The sequence below is a fragment of the Alteromonas sp. OM2203 genome (assembly GCF_048517045.1).
Lineage (GTDB): Bacteria > Pseudomonadota > Gammaproteobacteria > Enterobacterales > Alteromonadaceae > Alteromonas > Alteromonas gracilis.
Window position 1 is genome coordinate 1,699,580 of record NZ_CP183209.1, and the last position, 26,621, is coordinate 1,726,200.

The window sequence follows — 26,621 nt, forward strand, 5'->3', positions numbered from 1 at the left end:
GCTAAAAAAGGTGTAAATCTGGTACAGAAATCCTTTATAATCCGGCCGTTTTTTTACTCTGAACCAATGAAAGTGAACTAATGTCAGAACTATCTCATTACAGAAACATTGGTATTTTCGCCCACGTAGACGCGGGTAAAACTACCACAACAGAACGTATCTTGAAGCTTACTGGTAAAATCCATAAAACTGGTGAGGTTCACGATGGTGAATCAACAACTGACTTCATGGAGCAGGAAGCTGAGCGTGGTATTACCATCCAGTCAGCGGCAACAACCTGTTTCTGGAAAGATCATCGCATGAACATCATCGATACTCCGGGACACGTTGACTTTACAGTTGAAGTATATCGTTCACTTAAAGTACTAGACGGCGGTATCGGTGTATTCTGTGGTTCTGGCGGTGTTGAGCCTCAGTCAGAAACTAACTGGCGTTATGCTAACGAATCAGAAGTTGCGCGTGTAATCTTCGTAAACAAACTAGACCGTATGGGTGCAGACTTTTACCGTGTAGTTGGCCAAGTTAAGAAAGTACTTGCTGCTAACCCACTAGTAATGACGCTTCCAATCGGTATCGAAGACGAGTTTACAGGTGTTGTTAACCTTCTAGACATGAAAGCGTACATCTGGGACGATTCAGGTCTTCCTGAAAACTACGAAGTTGTAGACATTCCTGCAGACATGGTTGACAAAGCGCAAGAATATCGTGAGCAAATGATCGAAACTGCTGTTGAGCAAGACGACGATCTAATGATGGCGTACATGGATGGCGAAGAGCCGTCTCTAGAAGACATCAAGCGTTGTATCCGTAAAGGTACTCGTGACCTAGCGTTCTTCCCAACATACTGTGGTTCTGCATTTAAGAACAAAGGTATTCAGCTAGTTCTTGACGCAGTAATCGACTTCCTACCTTCTCCAACAGAAGTTGATCCACAAGATCTAACTGACGAAGAAACGGGTGAGCCTACTGGCGAAGTTGCAACAGTATCTGTTGACGAGCCGTTCCGTGCGCTTGCGTTCAAAATTATGGATGACCGTTTCGGTGCCTTGACTTTCATACGTATCTACTCTGGTAAGCTAAACAAGGGTGACACCATCCTTAACTCTGCTACTGGTAAAACTGAACGTGTTGGTCGTATGGTAGAAATGCACGCGAACGACCGTACTGAATTATCATCTGCACAGGCAGGTGACATCATCGCTATCGTAGGTATGAAGAACGTTCAAACTGGTCACACGCTGTGTGATCCGAAGAGCCCTTGTACACTAGAGCCAATGATCTTCCCTGAGCCAGTAATCTCAATTGCTGTTAAGCCAAAAGATAAAGGCGCTAACGAAAAGATGTCTCTTGCTATCGGTAAACTAGTAGCAGAAGATCCATCTTTCCAAGTTGAAACTGACGAAGATTCTGGCGAAACCATCCTTAAAGGTATGGGTGAGCTTCACTTAGACATCAAAGTTGACATCTTGAAGCGTACTTACGGCGTTGAGCTAGAAGTTGGTCAGCCTCAAGTTGCTTACCGTGAAACTATCACGCAAGCAGTTGAAGACAGCTACACGCACAAGAAGCAGTCTGGTGGTTCTGGTCAGTTCGGTAAGATTGATTACCGCATCCGTCCGGGCGAAACTAACACTGGCTTTAAGTTCGTTTCATCTGTTGTTGGTGGTAACGTTCCTAAGGAATTCTTCCCAGCCATTGAGAAAGGCTTCAAAGGCATGATGGATGTGGGTCCTCTAGCGGGCTACCCAGTATTAGACGTTGAAGTTGAACTTTACGACGGTGGTTTCCACGCAGTTGACTCATCAGCAATCGCGTTCGAAATTGCAGCGAAAGGTGCATTCCGTCAGTCAATGCCAAAAGCGGGTCCTCAGATTCTTGAGCCAATCATGAAAGTTGACGTGTTCAGCCCAGAAGACAACGTTGGTGATGTAATCGGTGACCTTAACCGTCGTCGTGGTATGATCAAAGACCAAGAAGCTGGCGCTACTGGCGTTCGCATCAAGGCTGACGTACCTCTATCTGAGATGTTTGGTTACATCGGTCACCTACGTACTATTACATCTGGTCGTGGTCAGTTCTCTATGGAATTCAGCCACTACTCAGCATGTCCTCAGAACGTAGCTGACAAAGTAATTGAAGAAGCGAAAGCGCGTAAAGCTGCTAAGTAATTAGCCTTTGCGAACGTAAGCTGACCTTGGGTTAGCTTACGCTTCAAGAAATACTAAAAAGCCGGTCGCAAGACCGGCTTTTTTTATGTCGGGTGTCCCGTCTTGAAATACGTTTAGTACATCTTATATGGCAGAAACTTCCCTGACATAACTACGCTTACACGGTCGCCTTTAGGATCGTTTTCGCGCTGTAAATCCATCGAGAAATCAATGGCACTCATGATGCCGTCGCCAAATTCTTCATGAATTAATTCCTTTAATGTAGTGCCATACACACTCACCAATTCATACCAGCGGTAAATAAGCGGGTCGGTAGGGACTTCTGTGGGTAACGAGCCTTTGTAAGGCACGATTTGAAGCCAGGCAATCGCTTCGTCGGTAAGCTCAAGTAACTCACCCACGGCTTCAGCTTGCTGCTTTGTCATGGCCATTTGTCCTAAACAAGCTGCTGTACTCCATTCTTTTGACTGACCAACAACTTCGGCAATCTGACTCCACTTTATGCCTTTTAAAATTTTGGCTGACTGGATCATGTCGGTAACTTGGGTTCTCGATGTAATCATTTGCATTTCCTTAAAGGGTTAGTTAAACAAAATGAGCGTAACTAGATTGCTGAAAATAAGTGCCAGTATTAGCACCTTGTACACAAAAAGAGGGTGTCGTTTTACTAACGGCTCGTACGCCGTATGCTGTGATGGATTTGGGTAGCGAAGCGAAAAAAGAAACTCAGATAGTGCAGAAAATCGCTTATCAGGGTTCACATGCAAAGCACGTTTCAGGGCGCTATCAACCCAATTAGGTATTGGCCGATTAGGAGCCAATGCGGTTTGGTATTTTAACTTTTTCTGCTCGGCCAACGTGCGACAGTGAGCGAGCTTTGTGCCATAGGGATAACGCCCGCACAAAAGATAGTAGGTCAGTACGGCTAAGGAGAACAGATCAGAGCGCTCCGTGCCTACATTTCCTAAAAAGTATTCAGGTGCGGAAAAAAGTGCAGCGCCAGGAATAGGTGTGTCACTATAGAGGCTTGGGGCATCGGCTAAGGCTGCTGAACCCAAATCTATAATAGTACAGTGCCCTTGTTCGCTAATAATAATATTGTCGGGGCGTATATCCCTATGAACAATGCCCTGACGGTGCATTGCCTGTAAACCTTTACCAACTTGCTCGATTATATTCCTAACTTGCTCTAGTGGGGGCGTAGGATTATCAACAGCCCATTGAGCTAGCGTTTGACCTTGCACATATTCACTTACGCTGTAAAAAGCAGAAGGAGAGTACGGTAAACCCAAATCAGTAAACGTTGGGCTTTTAATGACGTGTGCCGAATTAATCCGTCTCGAAAACCAGCTCTCTATTAGGAACCCATTTATCATTTCTGGTGATAGGGTAAAGTCGGTAGCCGGCGTTTTTACAACCACAGGGCTTTTTGTGTGCGTAGCGTCACAAGACGAATTGGTGGCAATAAAGACATGGCTTCGGGCCGACGTATAAAGCTGTCGTTCTAGCTTCAATCCATCAACATCATCACCCGTTTTGAAGCTTGCGGCAGCAGGCTCTTCGTATACTTGTTCATCAGACTGCTGATTTGAGTAATGAATCGCAGCATCAGATACCTCAGAATTGCTTATCAGCTGGTCGCCCAATGACCTGTGAAGTACAGATGAATGAGGTGAACTTGAAACGCCGGCATACGTTGGATGTCTGTGATCGTTTAGGCCATCATGGCTAGCTACGAGAACCTTTACGAGAAGTAAGGTGAGGTTGTCATCGCTTCCTCTAGTAAATGCCTCATGTACTACCAACGCGGCTTGGTTTTCCGAAAGCGTATCGGCCTCATTGATTTTCATAAGAATGGTAGGTAGCGAAACAAACTCATAAACCCCGTCGCTACTTATCGAAAACGTGCTCGATGAGTTGAGGGTGAGTGTTGTGTGGTCGATGTCTATATTCGCTTTAACGCCTAATGCTCTAGTAAGATAACTCTGCGAAGGCTCACTTTCCGATACTTGACGATGAGGTTTTGTGAGTAAGACAGGCGACTGTGCCTTCTTAGAAATAACCTGAATTTGACAATCCCCTACATGAAATACATCCATGTGATTGCCTGTTACCACCGCCACTGTTAACGTGCAAACATAACCTTTTTCTGGTGTATAGCAAAAAGGGCTTCTCTGCGTACGAGTATAAAGTAGCGCGTTTATCTCTTTAATAATGGTTTCCGCGCGCGTCTTAACCGACCATTGTTCCGGCGCCATATTAAACAGTTTAATAAACTGACTGGTAGCAAAGTCGCTAGCAACTTGGCTAACCGTACTGCTACTTACACCGTCGGCGATAACAAAAACGCTGCTTTGATTTGGGTTATCAGAAACATGAAAAGCGTATGCATCTTGGTTTATCGCTTTAACGCCGGCTGTAGAAAATGCACTTACACTGAGCATGTTAGCTGGTGGGTTAATTGGGGCGTTTAACGCGGCTCGCTCATTCATGTTTAATTGCTTCTTACCTGCATATTTAATTATGAGCCCAATTAGTTATTTCCAAGGAAACGGATAACGCCATCATGACGTGTCTTGTAGGGACAAGACATGATGGCTTTAAGATAAGCGCCTTAATTAAATAGGCAGTGTTTGCGATGCAGCGGCTTTATCAACAGGGATAGTACGTTTTGGTAGCGTCTTAACGTGGGTGGTGTATAGGGTTAGTCCAGTAAAGGCGAGGCCACCAACAAGATTTCCAAGTGCAGTTGGGATCTCGTTCCAAATGAAGTAGTCCATAACTGAGAAATCGCCGCCCATAATAAGGCCAAATGGGAAAAGGAACATGTTTACTACTGAGTGCTCAAAACCCATAAAGAAGAACAGCATGATTGGCATCCACATGGCTAGTACTTTTCCGCTAACGTGGGTTGAAATCATTGCACCCACTACGCCTAGCGACACCATCCAGTTACACAACATGCCGCGAATAAAAATGGTGAACCAGCCTGCAACGCCGTGCTCTGCGTAGCCCAATGTACGAGCTTCCCCAATGCTGGCTACCTTAGTCGCGATGGCACCGCCATCCACGTTATACCCCATGGTAAAAATAAACGACATCATAAAGGCCACGGTTAATGCGCCGCCAAAGTTACCTAAAAATACTAATCCCCAATTTCGTAGAATTTGTTTTGGCGTGACGCCAGGTCGCTGTGCAAGCCAAGCGAGTGGGGTAAGTACAAACACGCCGGTTAATAGGTCAAATCCCATAAGGTAGAGCATACAAAAGCCCACTGGGAACAACACTGCGCCAAGAAGAAACACGCCGGTTTGAACGGCAATGGTAACGGCAAAAACAGCGGCAAGGGCCAATATTGCACCTGCCATATAAGCGCGGATTAGAGTATCTCGTGTAGACATATAAATTTTAGCTTCGCCTGCATCTACCATCTTGGTTGCAAACTCAGCGGGGAGAAGATAAGCCATGGTTTCACCTCACGTTGTCGTTATTAATAAGTTGTCATCTGTGTGTTGGCGTTTGCTGTTTCAATGCGTTCCAGAAGATCAAAAAAAGGCGTCCGCAGCGCTCTCGTAAGAAAGAACTGGGGACGCCTTTGTCCGAAACTCATGCATTGTGGTAGCTAACAAATAAACCGTCGGTTATGTGTACGCCTTTGTACTCTAAAGCCCGTTGGCAACTAATACTTGTATAAGCGCCTTCGTACTTTTGTTATCCACTTGTACAAAGCTAAAAAAGTGCCAATAACCAAAATACGCTTAAATTCGTTGCTTATTGCTATTAAAAACAATGGCTTGTACAAATTTGTGGTTGTGTTGATAGGCGCTCGCGCCAAGGCACTATTAATTAGTCTGCACTAAAAAGGGGGAAGTGTGAGTGTTAAAGGTGCAACCGGTTTAGCTATTTCCTACTTTAATGCCTGTTTTAACATTTTTAGCTGACGCTTCATGGTTGGATAAACATTTGCCTCTTGTGTTCGGTGTGCGTATTTTTCGTGCTCAAATAGTTCACACAGTAGTCTTAGTGCCTTGGCAGCATCTTCGTTTATCAAAGGGTTAACTTCAGTCATAAAGGCGGACAAGGTTTTATTCCCTCTTTCTTTTCCTGTTTTAGCTTCAACCCATTTTATTGCGTTTAGTAAAACTCTGTGTGAGGGCGACAGTGTGTTGCGATGCGTTTTGGGTAAAAAATAAAGCGCTAAAATAAGCCCAATTAGGCCAATGGCGGAAAGAAATACAACTCGCATTTTTTGCGGCGTTAGCGAGCCTAGTAATTCTTCAAGCATGTTGGTTTGCGCAGTATTGTCAAAGCCCAGTACCCATTTACTCCATGAGTAATCGAGCTGTTGAAACCAGCTTTGTAACGTTGCAAAAATAGCAGCGTTGCTAAGGTCGCCCAAAATACTGGCTTCACGAGACTCCCCAAGCTCTTCCAGCGCACGTTCAAGCCCGAAGGTTAAGCGTGACGGTGCCACCATACTCGTTGGGTCGTGTCGAATCCACACACCATCAATAAATGCTTCCACCCACGCATGTGCATCGTACTGCCTTATTTGAAGCACATTGTCATTAAGTGCGTTTCCGCCCTGGTAGCCTGTCACCATTCTTGCCGGTACTCCTGCGGCGCGAAGCACATACACCATGGCGCCTGCGTAATGGGCACAAAAACCTGAGCGTTCTTCAAATAAAAAACGGTCGATGGGGTCGGTAGGCATGGCGTTCGGCGATAGGGTGTAGCGGAAGCCCCCTTGATTAAATTCACGCATTATTGCGCTAACTATTTGTTGTGCGCTCGAGTATTGTTTGGCAAGTGTCTGTCCCCATGCTCTGGCTTGAGGGTTGCCATTCATGGAAACCTGAAGGTTTAGTTGCGATTCAAAATTTCCTATTCCGCTAGTGATTTGAGCAGTTGGATAGTAGCGCAGATAAAACGCCTTCTTACTGGATATTGGGCTATTCGCCCTTAACGTAAAATCAAAAAGACTTCTTACGAAAATACTGTTCTCGCGGTTGTTGGGGGTCGAAGGCGCTAGCGCAAACAGCCACGTTTGCTGTGTGGGTTCCACGATCAATTCATAACTTATCACTTGAGGCGTATTTTCCTCGGCCAGAGCTGACAAGGGTGTTGGCTTGCCCATGTAAGCTAACTGCTGCTCTGCCTGTTTGCGTTTGTTGCTAATAGACCAGGTTTTCCCGTCAAAATATTCTAAGGTCATAGCGCGCCAATACCTGGACGGTGCAACAGGGACTGCTTCTGCGTTTTCAAATGTGGCGCTGAAAGCCAATTCAGACGAACTTGCAAGTGACGCAATATCACCTGGCGTCACCGTGTCAGAAAGCCCGGTTTCAGTCGACTTTGACGTGGGCATCTGCCAAAGCGGAGGGAGTTGGGGAAGCAGTAAGAACAGTAGCAGCGCGATAGGGAAAGCTTGGACAATAAGCACGGTCACGAATTTAATGCTTTTTGATTTAGGTATTCCTGCACCGTGATAAATGGCAGTCGCAAATAGCAGCAGGGCCAGTATTCCTGTATAGCCAATCCACGCAAATACGCTTAGAGACGAAATAAATCCGCAGCCGATTAAGAACAAACAGGTACATACAATTAAGTGAAAATCTCGTTTTTTCTCAACCAGCATGATTTTGAGCGCGCAAGCGACGGTCAATAGGTTGATCATGCTATCAAGCAATCCTACTGAAAAGCCGAACCACGATAATGCGAACACTGCCAAGATCGCCAGCAAGTTAACCGTGCGTGATGTTGGCAAACTATTCAACGCACTAAGGCCTGCGGCTCTCACTGTCACAGCACATCCACCTAGCATAATTACCCATGTCATAAGCGGCGCGGTGAGAGTAAAAAGAATAAGAGAGAAAGCTATGCAGAGCATAAGCACAGCCACGGACGTTGGTTGGCTAAACACGCTTTTAACAACAGTTAATTGTGATAAACGGCTTAAGATAGCGGAGCTCATTTCGTTGACCTCGCTTTTTCAGTCTTTATGGAAGATATTGAGACCGTTTTATTTGAGGTTGAAGAAGCTTGTGATGAATGCGAATTCAAACAAGCAAGTGCACTAAGACATTCGTGCATTTGTTTTACCCCGTGAGCAGGGGCAATGTTAAGCCCTTTGTACTGTATCCCAAATACCCGGTCTGCGCCTGTCCAAGACAATGTTGCATAGGTAAGTGCCGATACGGCAGTTTCCACATCTATGTTTGAGGGAACTGAAAGTACAAAACTGTCGCTTTGCAAGGAGGTAAAGGATTTCGAAACCCAATTTCCGTTTTTCGCCACATGCTTCCATGATACGCGATTAAGCGGCTGTCCAACTTCGTAATCGCTTAATGCGTAGAAGTCCTCGTTACTTGTAAGGTCGTTAACCTGACTGACGCTATCCGAGTCATTAGAACTCGCTACCTTATTAACAGTGACCGGACCTTCTTGAGGTTTTGCGTAGACAGTGACTTGTTGGTCAAAATCGAGGTGGGTCCAGCATTTGTATAATCCCAACGGAAAATCGCATGCAATGGTTAGTCTGCCGAGTGCAAATCGCCCCCGTTCGGGTATTGGAAGAGGCACGCTGAGGGTTTGCGTTTGTCTTGTATCCGTAACTTCATTGCCGTTTAAAGAAAAGCTGTACGTCTGCTGAGCCACTGAGATGTTTTCATTGCTTGCATGAGCAGTCGTATCCATGGGGCGCACTGTATTTAGCCATTTTATTGCTAATACACCATTGCACGTTTTTGTTGGCGCTGTCGCGTGAGGGATAACCTGAAGCTGCAATTCACCCTGTAAGTTACAGTGAAATGGACTGGGGGGCGTCGCTTTAAGCGCTAAACGCGCAAAGTTTTGATGAGTGTAAAACAGCGTTAATAGCATAATGCTTAAGCACAAATAGCTAAGCAGCAACATCAAGTTGTTTTGGTAGTTAGTGCCAAGTAAAAACAAACACAGCGATAGAATAATAAAAGACCAACCGAATCCGCTCGGCAATATAAAAATACTATTTAAGTTGAGGTGATGTTCGTGAGAAGCCGGAACTCGCCTGTCTAACCACTTTAATAGCCTGCGTTGTAGGTAATTCGACAGTGAAGCTGGCATTCTACGCACCTTTAGCGCTCCGAAAATTCATGAATGCTAGGCTGCCAGTGGGTCAATACTATCAAGTAATTTCTGGCTCAGTTTTTCACCGTCAAAAGCATGGGTTTGCTGCCCTTGTGCCAACTGATGTGAAGACAATGTTAGCCTATGAGCGGTAATGGCCACGAAGACGGCCTGTACATCTTCGGGAGTAACATATGATTTTCCGGAAACAAACGCCCAGGCTTTGGCACCTTGGAGTATCGCTCTACTCGCTCGTGGCGATAGGGGATTAGGGTAATCATTACTTTCTCTACTTTCACTAACCAATCTTAGTATGTAATGAATAATGGCATCGCTGGTATGAATAGCGGCTACCTTTCGTTGCATCTCGCGCAAATTCTCCTCATTTAGTATTTGTGCAAGCGGTGCTGATGCATCCTGTTGCAATAGCATGGCTTTTTCTGCTTCCCATGCTGGATAGCCCAAAGAGATACGCATAAAGAAACGGTCGAGTTGGGACTCTGGCAAGGGATAAGTGCCCGATTGATAGCTTGGGTTTTGTGTAGCAATAACAAAAAATGGAGAAGGTAGCGCGTGGGTTACACCATCTATACTTACTTGTCGCTCTTCCATCGCTTCTAACAGGGCGCTTTGTGTTTTGGGGCTGGCTCTGTTTAGCTCGTCCGCTAACACCATTTGGCTAAAAATTGGGCCGTGTCTAAACGAAAAGCGCTTTGCCTCGTCTTGTTCATTACTATGAAAAATGTTTACGCCCAACATATCTGATGGGAGTAAGTCAGAAGTAAATTGAATGCGAGAATATTGTAGGCCAAAAACTTGGGAAAGCGCATGAGAAAGGGTGGTTTTACCCATTCCCGGTAAGTCTTCAATTAATAAGTGGCCATTGGCAAGTAAACAGGTTATTGCGAGTTTTAATTGGTGATCTTTACCAATAATTTTCTGACTAAGAGCCCGCTGTACATTAATGATATCTTGGCGCATATAATTGTCACTTAAGTTTAAAGTTACTCTGTCACACTACGTATTAAACAGTGAGAAAGCGATTAAGGCTTTTCTAAGGATGTTGCGCAATGATGTTTAAGTTCATGTCTGAGTTCATGTCTGAGTTCATGTTCTAGTTTACATGTTTAGCGAACGGTAACGAGTGCCGACGATGTGGTGTTTCGAAGGTCACTACTTAATAATAGCAACGATAGTGAAAGGCTTTCTATTGAATTACCTGTTAAATTTTATACGCAGGTATATCAGCGACTTGATGGTTCGTTGAGTTGTTTCTCCTATGTTCTTAATATTGTTAAGGCGACGTCTATTTTTGAAAAAGTAAAAACGGCTTACATGGACTTTATCGACAGCAAATACGACGGAATGGGAAGCAGTAAAACGTCACTTTCTTACCTTATTAGCATAGATTCCCGCAAAACATCTGTTATTAAGTGCTGCGTAGTTTATCTGTGTTGTCTATAATGGTGCCTCTTAAAAAGGAAGTAGTTATGAAAAGCATTGAAATAGATGACGATTTATATGCCTTCATCGCCAGCCAAACGAAGCATATTGGTGAGAGTGCATCACAAATTTTAAGACGTTTACTTTTGCCTGAAGACGGTGCCGTGTCTCATGGTGTCCAGCATGGTGGGGCTTCATCTACATCTGTAAAAACAAGCCAGTCAAAAAGTACAGACGTTGTAGAAACCGCAGATAACGCAAGTGAGTCAACACCCGAAGTTGAAACTCAAGAGGCGACCAAAGTACAAACCAAAGCGCCTACTAAAGCGACAGCCAGTTCAGCAGTTAAAGCAGCGCCAAAGGCTGCAGCGAAGAAAGCTCCAGCTAAAACAACGGCAGCAAAAGCGCCTGCGAGCTCAAGGGCAGCTAAAAAGGTTTCGGAAGTTTCTTCAGTAACGCCAGCAGCAGAAGCTCACTCGAAAAGAGACATTCTTGAAGCGGTGTCAAAAGATGCATTAGGCACGTTTACCAAGCGCGTTGATCAATTCTTGTTTGTTTTAAGTGCAGCGCACAAGCTTAATGCAGAAAACTTTACTCGTGTTGAAAGTATAAAAGGTAAAGACCGTACGTACTTTGCAACAAGTAAGGCGGCATTGCTGGAAAACGGCAGCAGTACTAATCCTAAAGCTATCCCTGATAGCCCGTTCTGGGTGGTAACAAATAACAATACTGCCAAGAAAACGAATATGCTGGAACAAGTTTTGCGTAACTTAGGCTATCAACCCGATGTTATTGAAACCGTGATTGCACGTTTCTCTTCAGAAGGTAAATAGCAAGCCAAGGTATAGAACAACGAAACTTCTAAATAAGGATTTTTTTCATGGCATTACATCCGCAGGCTGGAGAGCATGCAGCAAAAGAGCAGCTCATTAACGTAGCGCAGCTAGTGAGTCAGTATTACAGCTATAAACCGGATATGAGTGACCCGGGACAGGCGGTCTCTTTTGGTACATCTGGTCATAGAGGTACAGCGTCAAACGCTACGTTTACCGATACGCACATCAGTGCAATCTGCCAGGCACTGGTAGAATATCGACAGCAAGAAGGAATTGACGGCCCACTATTCGTCGGTAAAGATACCCACGCACTATCTGAACCTGCCATGGTTACCGCTATAGAAGTTTTATGCGCCAATGGTGTTGATGTTGTTGTACAGCGCGCGGACAACGAAAGCATGGGCTATACACCAACTCCTGTTATTTCTCGTTCTATTATCCGTTACAATCGTGCGGGCAATACCGACAAAGCAGACGGCATTGTCATCACGCCTTCTCATAACCCTCCTTCAGACGGTGGCTTTAAATATAACCCGCCTCACGGTGGGCCTGCCGATAGCGACGTGACCAAGCAAATTCAAGAACGCGCCAACGCATTAATTGCAGATGGGAATAAAGACGTTCAGCGTATTGATATCCGCCAAGCGAGCGCTCGCAAACTATTTCGCGAAGAAGACTTTATGGAACCTTATATCGAAGACTTAGCAAAAGTCGTTGATATGGAGGCCATTGCCAAGGCTAATTTAAAGCTAGGCACAGATCCATTAGGTGGTGCTGGGGTAGGCTACTGGTCAAAAATTGCTGAAAAATATGGGCTGGATATTACGGTTGTTAACGACGCTGTTGACCCGCAATTTGGTTTTATGCGCCGAGACAAAGACGGCAAGCTTCGCATGGACTGTTCCTCTGCCTATGCCATGGCGGGGCTTATCGAGCTTAAAGACAACTTTGATTTAGCCTGGGGGAATGACCCCGATTTTGATCGTCACGGTATAGTGTGTAAAAGCGCAGGGCTTATGAACCCTAACCATTACTTGGCGGTTGCCATCAATTATTTGTATACACATCGCCCAGATTGGCCGAGCGAACTTAATATTGGTAAAACCCTGGTTTCGAGCAGCATGATAGATCGTGTTGCCAAAAGTTTGGGTAAACCATTAGCCGAAATGCCAGTAGGCTTTAAGTGGTTTGTGGAAGGTTTATCTAATAGCACTATTGGTTTTGCGGGTGAGGAAAGTGCTGGTGGTATTTTCCTAGAACGAAACGGAAGCACCTGGGCTACAGATAAAGACGGTTTTATTCTATGCCTGCTAGCGGCAGAAATTCTTGCCGTGACGGGTAAAGATCCTGGTGAGCATTACGAAGCGCTAACTGAAAAATTTGCTGCGCCTGTATACAGCCGCGTTGATGTAGCAGCAACCCTTGAACAAAAGCAAAAATTGTCAGCTATGGATGCGTCGGTGGTTACCAGCGATACCCTTGCTGGAGAGCCAATTATCTCTGTTCAAACACATGCTCCAGGAAATAACGCCGCGATTGGCGGGGTAAAAGTGTCGACGGAGAATGGTTGGTTTGCAGCACGACCTTCTGGCACTGAGCAAATCTACAAAATTTATGCTGAAAGCTTTAATGGTGAAAGTCACTTACAAGAATTAATCGCTGAGGCTGAATTGCTTGTAGGAAAAATCATTAAATAAGGTCAAAATTAAACCTACTTCAATTGTTATTTGTAATAAAATTGTTAAAAATCGCATGAATGAATACGAATTCATGCGATTTTTTGTAATTTTAACAAAATTATTACAACATAACCGTTTTAGTACTGATATATTGCTGTCATATTCTTAAGATATTTTGTAATTAAATTACTTTTCGGCGCTAAAACGCCATTTCTTATTTAAGAGTGAGACGCAAAATGAACGCAAAAGCGACCAAGACGCAACCCTCTCCAGTGATCGATAAAGCGGCTTTTAAGTCTGCCGTGATCAAACACCTACACTGCACATTAGGCACCGACGAAAACAAAGCAAACAATCACGCCTGGTGGAAAGCCACGTGCGCAGCAATTCAAGAGCAAGTGCTAGAAGGGTTGCGCAAAACGCAGAAAACCCATTATCTGAACGACACCCGCGCTGTTCACTACTTTTCTGCTGAATTCCTTATGGGTCGTTTGTTATCAAACAACCTGCAAAACTTTGGCTTGTTTGATGTAGCAAGTGCTGCATTAAAAGAGCTGGGTGTGGAAATTTCAGATATTCTCGAAGAAGAGCCTGATATGGCGTTGGGTAACGGCGGCCTTGGTCGTCTTGCAGCGTGCTTCATCGACTCTCTAGCAACAATGGAATTACCGGCTATCGGTTACGGAATTCATTATGAACACGGCTTATTCCGTCAGGAAATTAAAAGCGGTGCGCAAATCGAGCGTCCAGACAGCTGGCGAGACTACGGCAACCCATGGGAAATTTGCCGTCCAGAATCTACACAAGAAGTATCGTTATACGGCTACGTAGAAACCAAGTACGGAGAAAATGGCCGAGTGCTAAAAGAGTGGCACCCAGGCTCTATCGTTAAAGGTGTGCCGTGGGATATTCCTGTGGTGGGTTATGAAGGTAAAACTGTCAACGTACTGCGCCTATGGCAGTCAGAAGCGTCGGGCTACTTTAACTGGGACGTGTTTAATGCAGGTGGGTATGTTGATGCACAGCGTGAAAACGTGCAGGCAGAAACCATTTCAAAAGTGCTTTATCCCAATGATGAGACGGAAGCCGGTAAAGAGCTTCGCTTAATCCAGCAGTATTTCTTCTGCTCATGTTCATTGAAAGACATTATTCGCCGCTACAAGCGCGCCCATGGCGATGATTGGAGCCGTTTCGCTGACCAAGTTGTTATTCAGCTAAATGACACACATCCGGCTATTTCTGTGCCAGAGCTTATGCGTATTCTTGTTGACCGCGCAGAGCTTGGTTGGGATGAAGCATGGGGTATTTGTACTAAGGTCTTCGCGTACACCAACCATACCTTGTTACCAGAGGCGCTAGAGAAGTGGCCTGCTCGAATGATAGAGAAGATCCTTCCTCGTCACCTAGAGATCATTTACGAAATTAACCATCGCTTTATGGCTGAGGTTGATAAGAAATGGCCCGGTGACAATGCCATGAAAGAGAAGCTTTCTATAATTGAAGAAGGCAACGAAAAGATGGTGCGCATGGGTCATCTATCGGTTATCGGCTCGTTTGCGGTAAACGGCGTTGCAGAAATGCACTCTCGTCTTGTTAAGTCGTCATTGTTCCCAGAATTCGATGAGCTATATCCGGGTAAACTTACTAACGTAACCAATGGTATTACGCCACGTCGCTGGTTGAAAGCGTGTAACCCTGGGCTTTCTAAGCTAATTGATAAGAAAATTGGTGATGATTGGCCACGTGACTTAGACAAACTTCAAGGTTTAGCTAAATTCGCGAGCAACAAAACGTTCCAGAAGCAATTCATGAAAGTGAAGCTAGAAAATAAGGAACTGTTGGCCGATGAAATTCGTAAGTCACTCGACTTAGAAGTGGATGTTAATGCCATATTTGACGTGCAGATTAAGCGTCTTCATGAATATAAGCGTCAGCACCTAGCCTTGTTGCACATAATGGCACTGTACCGTCGAATTCTTGAAAACCCTGATTACGATATGCACCCTCGAGTGTTTGTCTTTGGTGCGAAAGCAGCACCTGGCTACAAACTAGCTAAAGATATCATTTATGCTATCAATAAAGTGGCCGACAAGATTAACAACGACCCACGGGTTAATAACAAGATTAAGATTGCGTTTTTACCAAACTATCGCGTTTCTCTTGCAGAGAAAATGATCCCGGCGGCAGACGTATCTGAGCAAATCAGTACAGCAGGTAAAGAGGCATCGGGTACCGGTAACATGAAGCTAGCGCTAAACGGTGCAGTAACTATCGGTACGCTAGATGGCGCAAACGTTGAAATTGCCGAAGAAGTAGGCGACGACAACATCTTTATTTTTGGATTGACGGTAGAACAAGTAAACGAGCTTAAAGCTAAGGGCTATAACCCGTACGATTACTATTACAAAGATTCAGAAATCAAAGCTGTGCTTGATTGGTTAGAAACCGATTACTTCACGCCGGGCAAACCAGGTGCCTTAGTATCTATCAAGCAAAGCTTGCTGGATAATGGCGACCCGTACATGGTATTGGCAGATTTCCGAGCTTATTCTGATGCACAAATTGCAGTTGATGCTGCCTATCGCGACAAAGAGCGCTGGGCTGAAATGGCCATTATAAATACGGCTAAGATGGGTAAATTTACCTCAGATCGCTCAATTCGTGACTACGTTGAGCGCGTTTGGAAGCTTTCACCGTGTAAGATTGAAGGCTAATCGCAAGGCGTAAAATAAAGAACCCGGCAGTGCTAAACTAGCCGGGTTTTTTGTTTTTGAAATGCTGACAACAAAGATAAGCGTAAAATTAAAACAGGCCTTTACTCAATTTTTACGTTATTGTTGTTTGATGCTATATACAAGTATTCAAATTAATACGTTACCGTCGTTGCGCCTATTGCTCGACCGTGCTTTTATATGATACCAGTCCGCATAGATAATTACTCACTCAGCGAGAGTTAAAATGTTCGTAATCGCGGCGTGTTACCGCAGGTATAGTGGTTCTACATCAAGGTGACACAACAAAGAGTACGGACATTTTAAACTCGCCCTTTGGGAAGGTCTGGCAAGGTTCCTAGCTTCATTCTGGGAATTTGAAAGGGAAAAGCCATTCCTGCATTCCCACGCTTCGCTAGGAAACTTGCCAGCGCCTTCTGAGTGGGCACTTATCTATGCGGACTGGTATAAGTAGTTGTTTTTAGTACCTAGAAGCGTAAAGCTCAAGGAAAACATCATGAGCCAACATACATCACTGGCAACTATTCCTAATCGATTCTCGTTTATCGATAGCATTTCAAAAAAAGCATCTAGTAGTGCTTCTATTTCTTTGATGCTGGTGGATGTGGTGCGTTTCTCCGACGTGACCACTAGCTTAGGTATCCATGTTGGCGACCGCTTTCTACTCGAGATAGCAAATCGTATTCAGCTTCTTTTTGGTCAAACCGCTTTTGTAGGTAGGATCAGCGGCGATGTATTTGGCATCGTTTTTCCTAACACGAACAACGAACAATTCATGCGTCAAATGTTTGAACGGCTAGTCGAGCATTTTAAAACACCCATGCACTATGAAGGAACGGCCTTTATTGCAGACTTCAACGTTGGCGTGGTGTGCAGCGGACAGTGCGATTTTGATATAACACACTTTGTTTCTCGTGCAGAAACCGCCCTAAAGCAGGCGAAAGAGAACAAGTACGAAAATTATTATGCGCTGACCAAATCGGATAAAACTGACACAGGAAGAAGCTTGGCGCTTAAAGCGGACCTTAAACGCGCGCTTGCTCAAAATGAACTTGAGTTGTACTACCAACCTAAAGTGGATTTAAAAACGCTTAGCGTAATAGGAGCCGAGTGTCTGTTGCGTTGGAATCACCCATTAGATGGCGTGTTATTTCCGGGCCCGCTTATTGAAGCGGCTGAATCATATAATATGATGAATGAACTCGGTTATTGGACACTTGAACAAGCATTCCGAGCTTTGGTTCAGCTAAACGAACTGAAAATGCCCATTGTTTTGTCGGTAAACATTTCTCCAACCCAGCTTTATGACAATCAGTTAGTGCCCACTTTAACTATGTTAAGTGATACTTACTCCATGCCTTTGTCATCAATCGAGTTGGAGCTGACTGAGGATGTTGCTTTATCAAACTCACTTATGGTGAAAAAACAGTTAGATGAGCTACGCAGTTTAGGCGTATCCATATCCGTTGATGACTTTGGTAAGGGGTATTCTAATCTTGCCTACATAAGAGACTTAACCCTAGACGCATTGAAAATTGACAAGTCATTTGTAATGGAACTAGAGGGTGATCCAGTCAATCGCGCCATTATCGAAGCGGCTAAAATTATCGGTCACGCGAAAGGGTGCAGTGTTGTGGCAGAGGGCATTGAGACAATAGAACAGCTTCACATATTAAGAGAAGTGAATGTATCGCAAGGCCAAGGATACTTGTTTTCAAGGGCCATCCCATTTAATGACTTTGTTACGTTGGCTCAGCAAGAAATAATCATTGGCAATTCGCCCACTCGGTTAAAGGCGTAGCGGTTACGCCTAAATAGAATGTGCATAAAAACAGTGCATACTCTCCCTCTTTCAGTGTGTTAATCCCGCCCTTACTCTTTTCATCAACGTTGCCGTGGCGCTAGCATTTGCGTCAAAATGATCACGTTCAATATTTCTTCGCTACATTAACTATATGGGCGTCATCACCCGCTTACATGTTGCAACAATAAAACATTGAGACTACGTGATTTTACAGGCCTCACTCGGTACACTGATAACAATTTAGATCAGACAGAGTAGTTAAGCAGAAAATCATGCAAGAACTTATTGACAGCGGCAACTTTTTAGCTTTATCTCGCCGCGACTCCGCACTATTCGAACAACCTAGCCATTTTATGCTTTCAAACGGGACGCGGGTCGATATCACCGCACCGGGTATTATTAGCTTTTCTGTAAAGTCTCCCGCCCATCAAAAAAAGCGCATCGTTTTATCCTGTGGTGTACATGGCAACGAGACCGCGCCCATCGAAATTTGTGATGATTTGGTTAAAGGTATTCTTACAGGCGCAATTACCCTGTCCCACGATGTGTTGTTCTTGTTCGGTAATTTGCCGGCGATGGATATTGCAGAGCGCTTTGTTGAAGAAAACATGAACCGTTTATTTAGTGGCGCCCATTCAAAGGGCGAGGGCATGGTCAACGCAGAGCGTGTGCGTGCTAAACAGCTTGAAGACGCTGTAGCATCGTTCTTTGAAGCGGAAGAAGGCATTCGTTATCACTACGATTTGCATACCGCAATTCGCGCATCCAAAAACGAAAAATTTGCTGTTTATCCTTACTTACATGACAGGGTTCATAGCAAAGGTCAGCTTGCATTTTTAGCAGCATGCGGTGTTAAAACTATTTTGCTATCAGAGAGCCCCACAACCACCTTTAGCTATTTTTCATCATACCAATACAATGCCCATGCATTCACCGTCGAGCTTGGTAAAGTTCGTCCATTCGGGCAAAACGATATGCGACGTTTTGAAGATGCGAAAAACGCCATAACGCAGCTTATTACTCAAGATGATTATGCGCCCACGGTTGATATCAACGACCTTGATATCTATCGCGTGAACCAGGTTATAAATCGCAATGAAGAGCAGTTTGAACTTCATTTTGATGATGATACGCCAAATTTCACTGACTATCCCAAGGGCACGGTATTAGCCTCTGAGCCGGGTAAACAATATCTTGCAGAGCAAGATGGTGAGGCTATTGTGTTTCCTAATGCAAAGGTAGCGATAGGTCAACGCGCTCTGCTTACCGTTGTGCCTACTACATTGGATAATCTTGATGTTTAAGTTAGATAGCCGTTTACACAATGATACATTTTTTGTCTGTGATCTCTCGCTATGTCGTGTACTGTTAATGAACGACAGTCAGTTTCCGTGGCTAATTTTAGTGCCTATGAAAAATGATATTGCGGAAATTATCGACTTGTCAGAAGAAGAACAAGTTACCTTATTGCGAGAGTCGGCCCTAGCGTCTAAAGCCTTGCAGGCCCTGTTTTCACCGCTTAAGTTAAATGTGGCTGCACTAGGTAACGTGGTGCGACAGCTTCATGTGCACCATGTTGCGCGGTTTGATACTGATTGTGCGTGGCCAAAACCTGTTTGGGGAAATCAGCCTACCGTGGCATATGACAGCAGTAAAGCGCAGGCGCTTGTTGAGTCGATTCAGCAATGGTTTAAAGACAACAGCTAAACGGCAAAAGCCTTTAAAGCTAAAAATATGGTGCATATTAAAAGGAGTTACACATGATTGTTTCAACTACCCCAACACTAGAAGGGCACAAGATTGAAGCGTATTACGGTATTGTTGTAGGCGAGGCCGTAATGGGCGCAAACGTATTCAAAGATCTTTTTGCCTCTATTCGGGATATCGTTGGCGGCCGCTCAGGTTCCTATGAAGAAGAACTTACTACTGCACGTAAGTTAGCGTTTACAGAGCTAGAGCATGAAGCCAGAAGCATGGGGGCCAATGCGGTAGTTGGTATCGATTTAGACTATCAAGTCATCGGCGATAAAGGCAGCATGCTTATGGTAAGCATTAGCGGCACTGCGGTGAAAACAAGCCCTCTTTAAACGTCAAAGCTCGTAAGCGTCAAAGCTCGTAAACGTTAAAGTATGCGCTTATCAAATATATCAGAGCGAGGTATTAAGCCAGCTGTTTGTTTACAGAGGCGATACCTCGTTTTTTTTAGATATTCTCAATAACTACATTAAGGAAATAGAATGCTAAGAAAATGGATGTTTGTCCTATTTGCCGCATGCTCTTCTCAGCTATTTGCACAGGATGCACTGCAATATCAAAAGCCATCTAAAGAAATTCTTGATCTGGTAGATGTTACGCTAGCTCCAGCGACACTGGTAGACGATGCACAACAGAATATGGTGCTGTTGTTTCGCGACAACTATAAGTCGATAGAAGACTTATCGAAAGAAGAGCTTCGTTTAGCAGGGCTAAGAATTGACCCTACTACTAACATTGGAAGCCGAGTAACGTATTACAACAATCTTCAGGTTCAGCGGGTAGGTAGTAAAGATAGCCTTACTATTAAAGGTATGCCAGAAGCGCCTCGGTTAACCAATTTTACTTGGTCCCCTAACCAGCGCTACATGGCATTTACTCATACAGCAAAGAAAGACGTTGAACTTTGGGTGCTTGATATCGAAGCGGCGTCAGCGAGAAAGCTTTTTGATAAACCCATTAATGCGAATATGGGCGAACCCCTGAACTGGAACGCCGATAGCCTTTCTCTTCTTGTAAAAGTTGTGCCAAAAGATAGAAAAGCGTTAATCGACACAAGTATCGCCGTTCCAAGCGGGCCAACAATATCAGTAAGCGACGGTAAAAAAGCACAAAACCGCACATATCAAGATTTGCTGAAAAACAAAAATGACGAATTTAATTTCGAGCAATTAGCACGTTCTGAAATTTATAAGGTTCCTCTTAATGGTCAGCCTTCGCTTTGGCTTGCATCGGGAATGTATGGAGATGTAAGTGTTTCTCCTGCCGGCGATTATGTGATGGTAGAGGAATACAAGCTTCCTTTTTCCTACTTAGTGACCTACAGGCGTTTTCCTCACAGCATTGGCCTTTATGATGAAAAAGGTAAGCTAGCTAAAGCACTTGTCGACGTTCCGCTTATCGAAGACTTACCTCAAGGCTTCATGGCGGTTCGCACTGGGCCTCGTGATATTCAGTGGCGCAACGATAAGCCCAATACCATTGTGTATGCTGAAGCGCTAGACGGTGGCGACCCGGAAACAGAGGTCACCCATCGAGACAGGCTTATGCAGTTAGCGCCTCCATTTGATGGCGACGCCGAGCAAATCCTCAAAACAGAAGACAGGTTTTATCGCTTTATTTGGAGCGACGACAGCACAGCCGTCGCTATGGATTATTGGTGGAATACGCGCAATATTAAAACGTATTTGTTTAGCCCTGACCAAAGTAAAACCGCACAGATTATCTCAAACAGAAGCTATCAAGATAGTTACAGTGATCCTGGTAGTTTTGTTACTCGCAAAAATGAATACTTCAAAGATGTTCTTGCTGTAGACGGAGAAAGTGCGTTTTTATTGGGAGAGGGGTTTACACCTGAAGGACAGTTTCCGTTCTTGGATAAATTTAATTTAGAAACGCTTGAAACATCTCGGGTTTATCTAAGTGAGTACACGGACAAATTCGAAGAATTGCGCGATTTCAACATAAATAACGATCGCTTGCTGGTAAGAATTGAGTCGAAACAAGATTACCCTAATTACTATTTCCGAAGCTTAAAAGACAACGCGCTGACTCAACTAACACATTTTTCAAACCCGTTTGAAAGCATTCAAAACGTTAAGAAAGAAGTGATTACTTATCAGCGTAATGATGGCTTAGACCTAACGGGCACGCTGTATTTGCCAACAGATTATGAGGAAGGCAAACGCTACCCGATGATCCTGTGGGCCTATCCTGAAGAATTTAAAGACAAATCAAGCGCGGGCCAAAACACACAAAACCCTAACCGTTTTATTTACCCATGGTATGGTTCGCCAATTTATTGGGTAACAAAAGGTTACGTTGTTCTAGACGATGCATCATTTCCTATTGTAGGGGAAGGTGATGAAGAGCCAAACGATACCTTTAGAACGCAGCTTGTTGCCAATGCAAAAGCAGCAATTGATGCGTTGAACAAAAAAGGGCTGATTGACCCAGAGCGGGTTGCGGTTGGCGGTCATAGCTACGGCGCATTTATGGTAGCAAACCTGTTGTCTCACTCAGATTTATTTGCGGCAGGTATAGCACGTTCTGGCGCCTACAATCGTACGCTTACTCCCTTCGGCTTTCAGTCGGAAGAGCGCCATTACTGGGATGCTCCTGAAGTTTATTATTCCATGTCACCGTTTATGCATGCTGAAAAAATGAAGACGCCTCTTCTGCTCATTCATGGTGAAGCGGACAATAACTCAGGTACGTACCCTATGCAAAGTGAGCGTTATTTTAACGCGCTCAAAGGCTTAGGTGCGGTGACGCGATTAGTTATGTTGCCAAAAGAAAGCCATGGATATCGCGCAAAAGAAAGTGTGTTACATACCCTTTGGGAGCAAGATCAGTGGCTTGAAAAGTATGTGAAAAACAAAGGCACCAAAGACGCGCAATAATTTAGCGATATCTATCGCTGAAACATTAAAAAAGGTGGCTATGGCCACCTTTTTTACAGTAATAATAAATCTTACATAGCGCGTCCAGTGCTCACTGGCCATTCATCAATCTCGCATATCATTGTTGTCTGCGTCTTCAATTGCAGCCGCATCAATGGCTATCGTGTCGATGATCACGGCGCAGGCTGCATCGCCTGTAATATTGAGGGCAGTTCTAATCATGTCGAAAATCCTATCTAAAGCAAATAGTAGCGGTAAGCCTTCAATAGGAATGCCAGCAGCAAGTAATACAGCAACCACTAAAAATGACGGCCCTGGCACGCCGGCTTGACCAACTGCTCCAAGCGTGGAGGTTAGGATAATGGCAATATACGCACCCATAGATAACTCAATATTGAAAAGCTGCGCGAAAAATACGGCGACCAAACCATAATAAATAGCGTTGCCGCTCATGTTGATGGTGGCGCCTAACGGCAGTACAAAGGATGCCGTGGCATTTCTTACGCCCAGTTCGTTTTCTACTGTGTTCATGGTAACTGGTAGTGTGGCCATTGATGATGCGGTTGATAACGCTACCGCTTGGGGCTTTTTCATTGCCACAAGGAAAGACTTAGCGGATGTCTTTGTGAATATTTGAACGAGCAGCGGATAAACCACAAAGCCAAATACGAAAATAGCTGCTGTAAACACTAAGAATAGTTTGAATACCACCATAAGAGCCGAAAAGCCAAAGGTACCTACCGCTTCGGCCATCAAACCAAATACGCCGATAGGCGCTATTTTCATCACACAGTTAATCATCCATACCATGGCATCGACAATGGTGTTTATCCCATTCAAAATAGGCTCACGGTTCTTTTTAGGCTGCTTAGAAAGGGCAAGACCGAAGAATAAGCAGAACACCAAAATTTGCAGAATGTTGGCATTAGTTAACGATGCAAATACGTTGGTTGGTATCATGCCCGTAACGGTGGCCCAAAATGAAGGTAGTTCGCCCTTAGATGCATATTCACCGGAGAACATCCCTTGTACAGATGAAACGTCAATACCCACACCTGGCTTAAAAACTTCACCCATTATTAGTGCGAGCGCCACGGCTAGTGCTGAAGTTAAACCGAAATAGGCAAGGGTAGATAGCCCAACTTTTCCCGCGTTGGTGCTGTTACCAAGCCCCGCAGCTCCCGATATAAGTGCCACTGCCACGAGCGGGATAACCAGCATTTTTATCAGGTTAATAAAAATGGTACCCAGTGGTGCGAACATTTCAGCGCTTTCACCCATGAAGGCGCCAGCGGCGGTACCAATAATCATGGCAATGACGACTTGTACGCCAATGTTGCCCAGTAAGGATTGCTTTTTAGACACGTCTAGAACCTCTTAGAGTGTGTTTACAAATGATAGGAAGATAGTGAACGGTTTAATTCGAAGGCTTTTTCTTCAGTGCAAATGTTCATGTACATGATTGCTACATGCGCTTAATTCTTTCGGTGGGGAACAAATTAAGCGTAAGCGTCAAGTGCTACTATCGCTAATGTGGTTATTCGTGAAAGATGTTATTTTCCAGGTTTCTGGCTGCTTTCACTGCTTTCGTTTTTTTCGGCATTCTCGCCATGAGAACTTTGCTTTTCTTTATTTGGGGTAAGCCCCTGAGAAGTCTGCGATTGAGCTAATGCTGAATTTTCATTTTGCGTATTACTCGATGCATGCGAGCCGCCAGTACTTTTGGGCTGATTATCGTCTTCATCGTCATCAAAAGGTTTAGAAGGCGTGGGAAATTTAAATTTAGCACTATACTTAAGCAAAGTGATATTCCCAATCACAACGCCCAATACCAAAACAATAATGATAATAACCCAGGTCGTACTCATATAAATTCCGTAGGCTCGCGCCCTTTGTTCAAAACATAGCGATTATACAGGGTAGGCAACTGCGGCAAAATACAAGTTTTGCCTTCTATATCGCTTTGTTCAATGGCCTTTGTGAAGCCATCTAAGTTTCTGGCATTTTCAAAAACACGTGCGGTGTTTTCGAAGCTTAAATGCCAAGGCTCCACCGCTACACCGCCAGTATTAACTGAAAAAGGGCGATAAAAGCCAAACTTTTCCATATTGTCAGCGAGCCAACAGGAAAGCGTATGGCACGGGCCTCCCGTTATATATTCGCTTTCGACAAGATTAAACTTACCGCCCCAGTTACGCACCGCGGCTCTGTCGTACACGTCAATATCAGTGCCCCAATGGTGGCGACTGCCGCCCGGTAGTGCAGACCATGTCAAAATTGCGTGTAGCTTTTCGTTATCACTGAGCGCTTCGTAAGACAGTTCGTCGCCTTTGATATCGAGAAGCTGGGCTTGGCCAGTCCATTTGTGGTTAAATATGGCAGTTTGCCTGTCGAAATCGCGAAAACTACTGACTAATTGTAAGTCTATGCCGTCTTTTTGCGCAGCATCCTGCATCGCAAGAAACGGCGATATTACGTCGCGATGCAGCCGATGGCCGTTGCCAGCATCAACGAGGGCATCGTTTTGCTGGCCTAACCATGATTGTTCTGATATCGGGTTCATATCTATCAATAGAGGCTATTTCGCCAGCAAGCGTTCTAAGATACCGAAGTACATATCAGCTAGCTGCTCTAAATCAGACATTTTCACGCATTCGTCTATCTTGTGAATAGTGGCATTTACCGGCCCTAGCTCTATCACTTGCGCGCCTGTTGGAGCAATAAAGCGTCCGTCTGAGGTGCCGCCAGCAGTGGAAAGAACCGTCGGAGACCCCTTCACGGCTTCAATTGCACCTTGCGCCGCTTCAAGCAATGCACCAGTATCGGTTAAAAACGGTTGGCCGTTAAACGTCCATTTAATTTCATATTCTAGTTCGTGAGCGTCTAAAACCGCTGTAACCCGTTCAATAAGGATTTGATCAGTTACCTCGGTTGAAAAGCGGAAGTTAAAACATACGTGCAGCTCACCAGGTATAACATTACCCGCACCTGTCCCTGCGTGAATATTAGAAATTTGGAAACTTGTTGGTGGGAAAAAATCGTTGCCGTTATCCCAGTGAGATTTAGCCAACTCATCAAGCGCTGCCATTGCGCTGTGCACTGGGTTTTTTGCCAAATGAGGGTAGGCGACGTGACCTTGAATGCCTTTGACAACCAGATCTCCGGTTAACGAGCCTCGACGACCGTTCTTAACGATATCACCCACTTCATTGGTAGATGACGGTTCGCCAACGATACACCAGTCAATTTTCTCATTGCGAGCTTCAAGGGTATCGATAACGCGGGTTGTACCGTTAATGAAAGACCCTTCCTCGTCACTGGTAATTAAATAAGCGATACTACCTTGGTGGTCGGGATGTTTATTCACAAACTCCCGTGTAGCAACAAGCATTGCCGCAAGGCTACCTTTCATATCGGCCGCTCCGCGCCCGTGCAAATAACCATCTATTTCCGTTGCGGTAAACGGCGGCGTTTTCCACGAATCTTCAGGTCCACTCGGCACGACATCGGTATGGCCGGCAAAACAAAAAACTGGGCCTTCTTTTCCTCGACGAGACCACAAATTGGTGGTGTCTTCAAAAACCATAGTTTCATTGTTAAAACCCAGTGCGCCTAAGAATTCACGCATAGCGTCTTGGCAGCCGGCATCTTCCGGTGTTACAGAGCGGCGATTAATTAATTGCTTAGCAATATCAATTACAGAGTCGTTTAACAAAATATTTCCTCATACTGAGCTGGTTTAAAGCCAATGTGAAAAGTATTGTTGTGCAAAAGAATAGGGCGTTTCACCATTGCAGGGTGAAGTTCAAGCAACGCCAGGGCTTTATCTTTATCCAGAAACGCCTTTTCTTGTTCGTCTAATTGACGATATGTTGTGCCGCGTTTGTTTACCATAGCTTCCCAGCCTAATTCCGCTTCTGCTCGAACGAGAAAATCGTTATCGATACCGTCTTTGCGATAATCGTGAAATGAAAACGAAATGTCATTGTCAGTTAACCATTTTTTAGCTTTTTTTATGGTATCGCAGTTTGGGATCCCGTAAAGGATAGTGCTCATGATGAATTCTTCCGTACTACTTAGTTGTATTTACAAAGAAGGCACTATTTTCAACAGTGCCTATATTGGGCGCTAATCTAAAGATGACTGATACTGTATAGAGATAACAAAGCTCCATCTAAAGCAGCGCACCGAAAATTC

The 26,621-nt window shown here is 44.6% G+C and carries 20 protein-coding genes; 9 read left to right on the top strand and 11 right to left on the bottom strand.

The genetic code is table 11. The features are described from left to right. Positions 1 to 80 precede the first annotated feature (80 nt). On the top strand, positions 81 to 2,168 hold the full coding sequence (gene fusA / locus ACM0P2_RS07690) for an elongation factor G (protein WP_159117214.1): 2,088 nt from the start codon (positions 81 to 83) through the stop codon (positions 2,166 to 2,168). Positions 2,169 to 2,281: 113 nt separating this feature from the next. Here the strand turns inward: fusA and cynS are convergent, their stop codons facing one another. The 6 genes from cynS to ACM0P2_RS07720 form a co-directional block, all read right to left on the bottom strand. Then, the gene (gene cynS, locus ACM0P2_RS07695) at positions 2,282 to 2,731 is read right to left on the bottom strand and encodes a cyanase (protein ID WP_014949029.1); all 450 of its coding nucleotides are present in this window, start codon (positions 2,729 to 2,731) and stop codon (positions 2,282 to 2,284) included. Between the two features lie 18 nt (positions 2,732 to 2,749). Next, the gene (locus tag ACM0P2_RS07700) at positions 2,750 to 4,660 is read right to left on the bottom strand and encodes a protein kinase domain-containing protein (RefSeq protein ID WP_159117215.1); all 1,911 of its coding nucleotides are present in this window, start codon (positions 4,658 to 4,660) and stop codon (positions 2,750 to 2,752) included. 126 nt (positions 4,661 to 4,786) lie between these two features. Next, a complete protein-coding gene (locus ACM0P2_RS07705; RefSeq protein WP_014949030.1) occupies positions 4,787 to 5,635 on the bottom strand; it encodes a formate/nitrite transporter family protein in 849 nt (282 codons plus the stop codon). A gap of 440 nt (positions 5,636 to 6,075) precedes the next feature. Continuing rightward, on the bottom strand, positions 6,076 to 8,142 hold the full coding sequence (locus ACM0P2_RS07710; RefSeq protein ID WP_419227511.1) for a transglutaminaseTgpA domain-containing protein: 2,067 nt from the start codon (positions 8,140 to 8,142) through the stop codon (positions 6,076 to 6,078). After that, positions 8,139 to 9,272 (bottom strand): DUF58 domain-containing protein, encoded by a 1,134-nt coding sequence (locus tag ACM0P2_RS07715; RefSeq protein WP_159117217.1) that lies wholly within the window; start codon positions 9,270 to 9,272, stop codon positions 8,139 to 8,141. The genes ACM0P2_RS07710 and ACM0P2_RS07715 overlap by 4 nt, the downstream gene beginning before the upstream one ends. Positions 9,273 to 9,308: 36 nt before the next feature. Then, positions 9,309 to 10,256 carry an AAA family ATPase gene (locus tag ACM0P2_RS07720; protein WP_159117218.1) on the bottom strand — a complete coding sequence of 316 codons (948 nt, stop codon included), beginning with the start codon at positions 10,254 to 10,256 and terminating at the stop codon, positions 9,309 to 9,311. 509 nt (positions 10,257 to 10,765) lie between these two features. Here ACM0P2_RS07720 and seqA point away from each other — a divergent pair. The 8 genes from seqA to ACM0P2_RS07760 all read left to right on the top strand — a co-directional run bounded on the left by seqA (position 10,766) and on the right by ACM0P2_RS07760 (position 22,424). Continuing rightward, positions 10,766 to 11,551 carry a replication initiation negative regulator SeqA gene (gene seqA / locus ACM0P2_RS07725; RefSeq protein ID WP_159117219.1) on the top strand — a complete coding sequence of 262 codons (786 nt, stop codon included), beginning with the start codon at positions 10,766 to 10,768 and terminating at the stop codon, positions 11,549 to 11,551. Between the two features lie 47 nt (positions 11,552 to 11,598). Further along, entirely contained in the window at positions 11,599 to 13,251 is a 1,653-nt protein-coding gene (gene pgm / locus ACM0P2_RS07730; RefSeq protein ID WP_159117220.1) for a phosphoglucomutase (alpha-D-glucose-1,6-bisphosphate-dependent), read from the top strand. A gap of 218 nt (positions 13,252 to 13,469) precedes the next feature. After that, entirely contained in the window at positions 13,470 to 15,947 is a 2,478-nt protein-coding gene (locus ACM0P2_RS07735) for a glycogen/starch/alpha-glucan phosphorylase (protein WP_159117221.1), read from the top strand. 514 nt (positions 15,948 to 16,461) lie between these two features. After that, positions 16,462 to 17,766: a putative bifunctional diguanylate cyclase/phosphodiesterase gene (locus tag ACM0P2_RS07740; RefSeq protein WP_159117222.1), complete on the top strand. Its 1,305-nt coding sequence runs from the start codon at positions 16,462 to 16,464 to the stop codon at positions 17,764 to 17,766. A gap of 275 nt (positions 17,767 to 18,041) precedes the next feature. After that, the gene (gene astE / locus ACM0P2_RS07745) at positions 18,042 to 19,073 is read left to right on the top strand and encodes a succinylglutamate desuccinylase (protein WP_419227512.1); all 1,032 of its coding nucleotides are present in this window, start codon (positions 18,042 to 18,044) and stop codon (positions 19,071 to 19,073) included. Beyond that, positions 19,066 to 19,476 (top strand): HIT domain-containing protein, encoded by a 411-nt coding sequence (locus tag ACM0P2_RS07750; protein WP_159117224.1) that lies wholly within the window; start codon positions 19,066 to 19,068, stop codon positions 19,474 to 19,476. The genes astE and ACM0P2_RS07750 overlap by 8 nt, the downstream gene beginning before the upstream one ends. 53 nt (positions 19,477 to 19,529) lie before the next feature. After that, on the top strand, positions 19,530 to 19,856 hold the full coding sequence (locus ACM0P2_RS07755) for a heavy metal-binding domain-containing protein (RefSeq protein WP_105930899.1): 327 nt from the start codon (positions 19,530 to 19,532) through the stop codon (positions 19,854 to 19,856). A gap of 150 nt (positions 19,857 to 20,006) precedes the next feature. After that, positions 20,007 to 22,424, top strand: a complete 2,418-nt coding sequence (locus ACM0P2_RS07760; RefSeq protein ID WP_419227513.1) for a prolyl oligopeptidase family serine peptidase — start codon at positions 20,007 to 20,009, stop codon at positions 22,422 to 22,424. Between the two features lie 105 nt (positions 22,425 to 22,529). Here the strand turns inward: ACM0P2_RS07760 and ACM0P2_RS07765 are convergent, their stop codons facing one another. The 5 genes from ACM0P2_RS07765 to ACM0P2_RS07785 all read right to left on the bottom strand — a co-directional run bounded on the left by ACM0P2_RS07765 (position 22,530) and on the right by ACM0P2_RS07785 (position 26,480). Beyond that, entirely contained in the window at positions 22,530 to 23,789 is a 1,260-nt protein-coding gene (locus tag ACM0P2_RS07765) for a dicarboxylate/amino acid:cation symporter (protein WP_419227514.1), read from the bottom strand. Between the two features lie 188 nt (positions 23,790 to 23,977). Next, on the bottom strand, positions 23,978 to 24,292 hold the full coding sequence (locus tag ACM0P2_RS07770; protein WP_419227515.1) for a DUF2897 family protein: 315 nt from the start codon (positions 24,290 to 24,292) through the stop codon (positions 23,978 to 23,980). Continuing rightward, entirely contained in the window at positions 24,289 to 24,987 is a 699-nt protein-coding gene (locus ACM0P2_RS07775) for a M15 family metallopeptidase (RefSeq protein WP_419227693.1), read from the bottom strand. The genes ACM0P2_RS07770 and ACM0P2_RS07775 overlap by 4 nt, the downstream gene beginning before the upstream one ends. Before the next feature lie 15 nt (positions 24,988 to 25,002). Next, a complete protein-coding gene (gene dapE, locus ACM0P2_RS07780) occupies positions 25,003 to 26,139 on the bottom strand; it encodes a succinyl-diaminopimelate desuccinylase (protein WP_419227516.1) in 1,137 nt (378 codons plus the stop codon). After that, the gene (locus ACM0P2_RS07785) at positions 26,133 to 26,480 is read right to left on the bottom strand and encodes an ArsC family reductase (RefSeq protein WP_334047834.1); all 348 of its coding nucleotides are present in this window, start codon (positions 26,478 to 26,480) and stop codon (positions 26,133 to 26,135) included. Before ACM0P2_RS07785 ends, dapE begins: the two co-directional genes overlap by 7 nt. Positions 26,481 to 26,621: the final 141 nt, after the last annotated feature.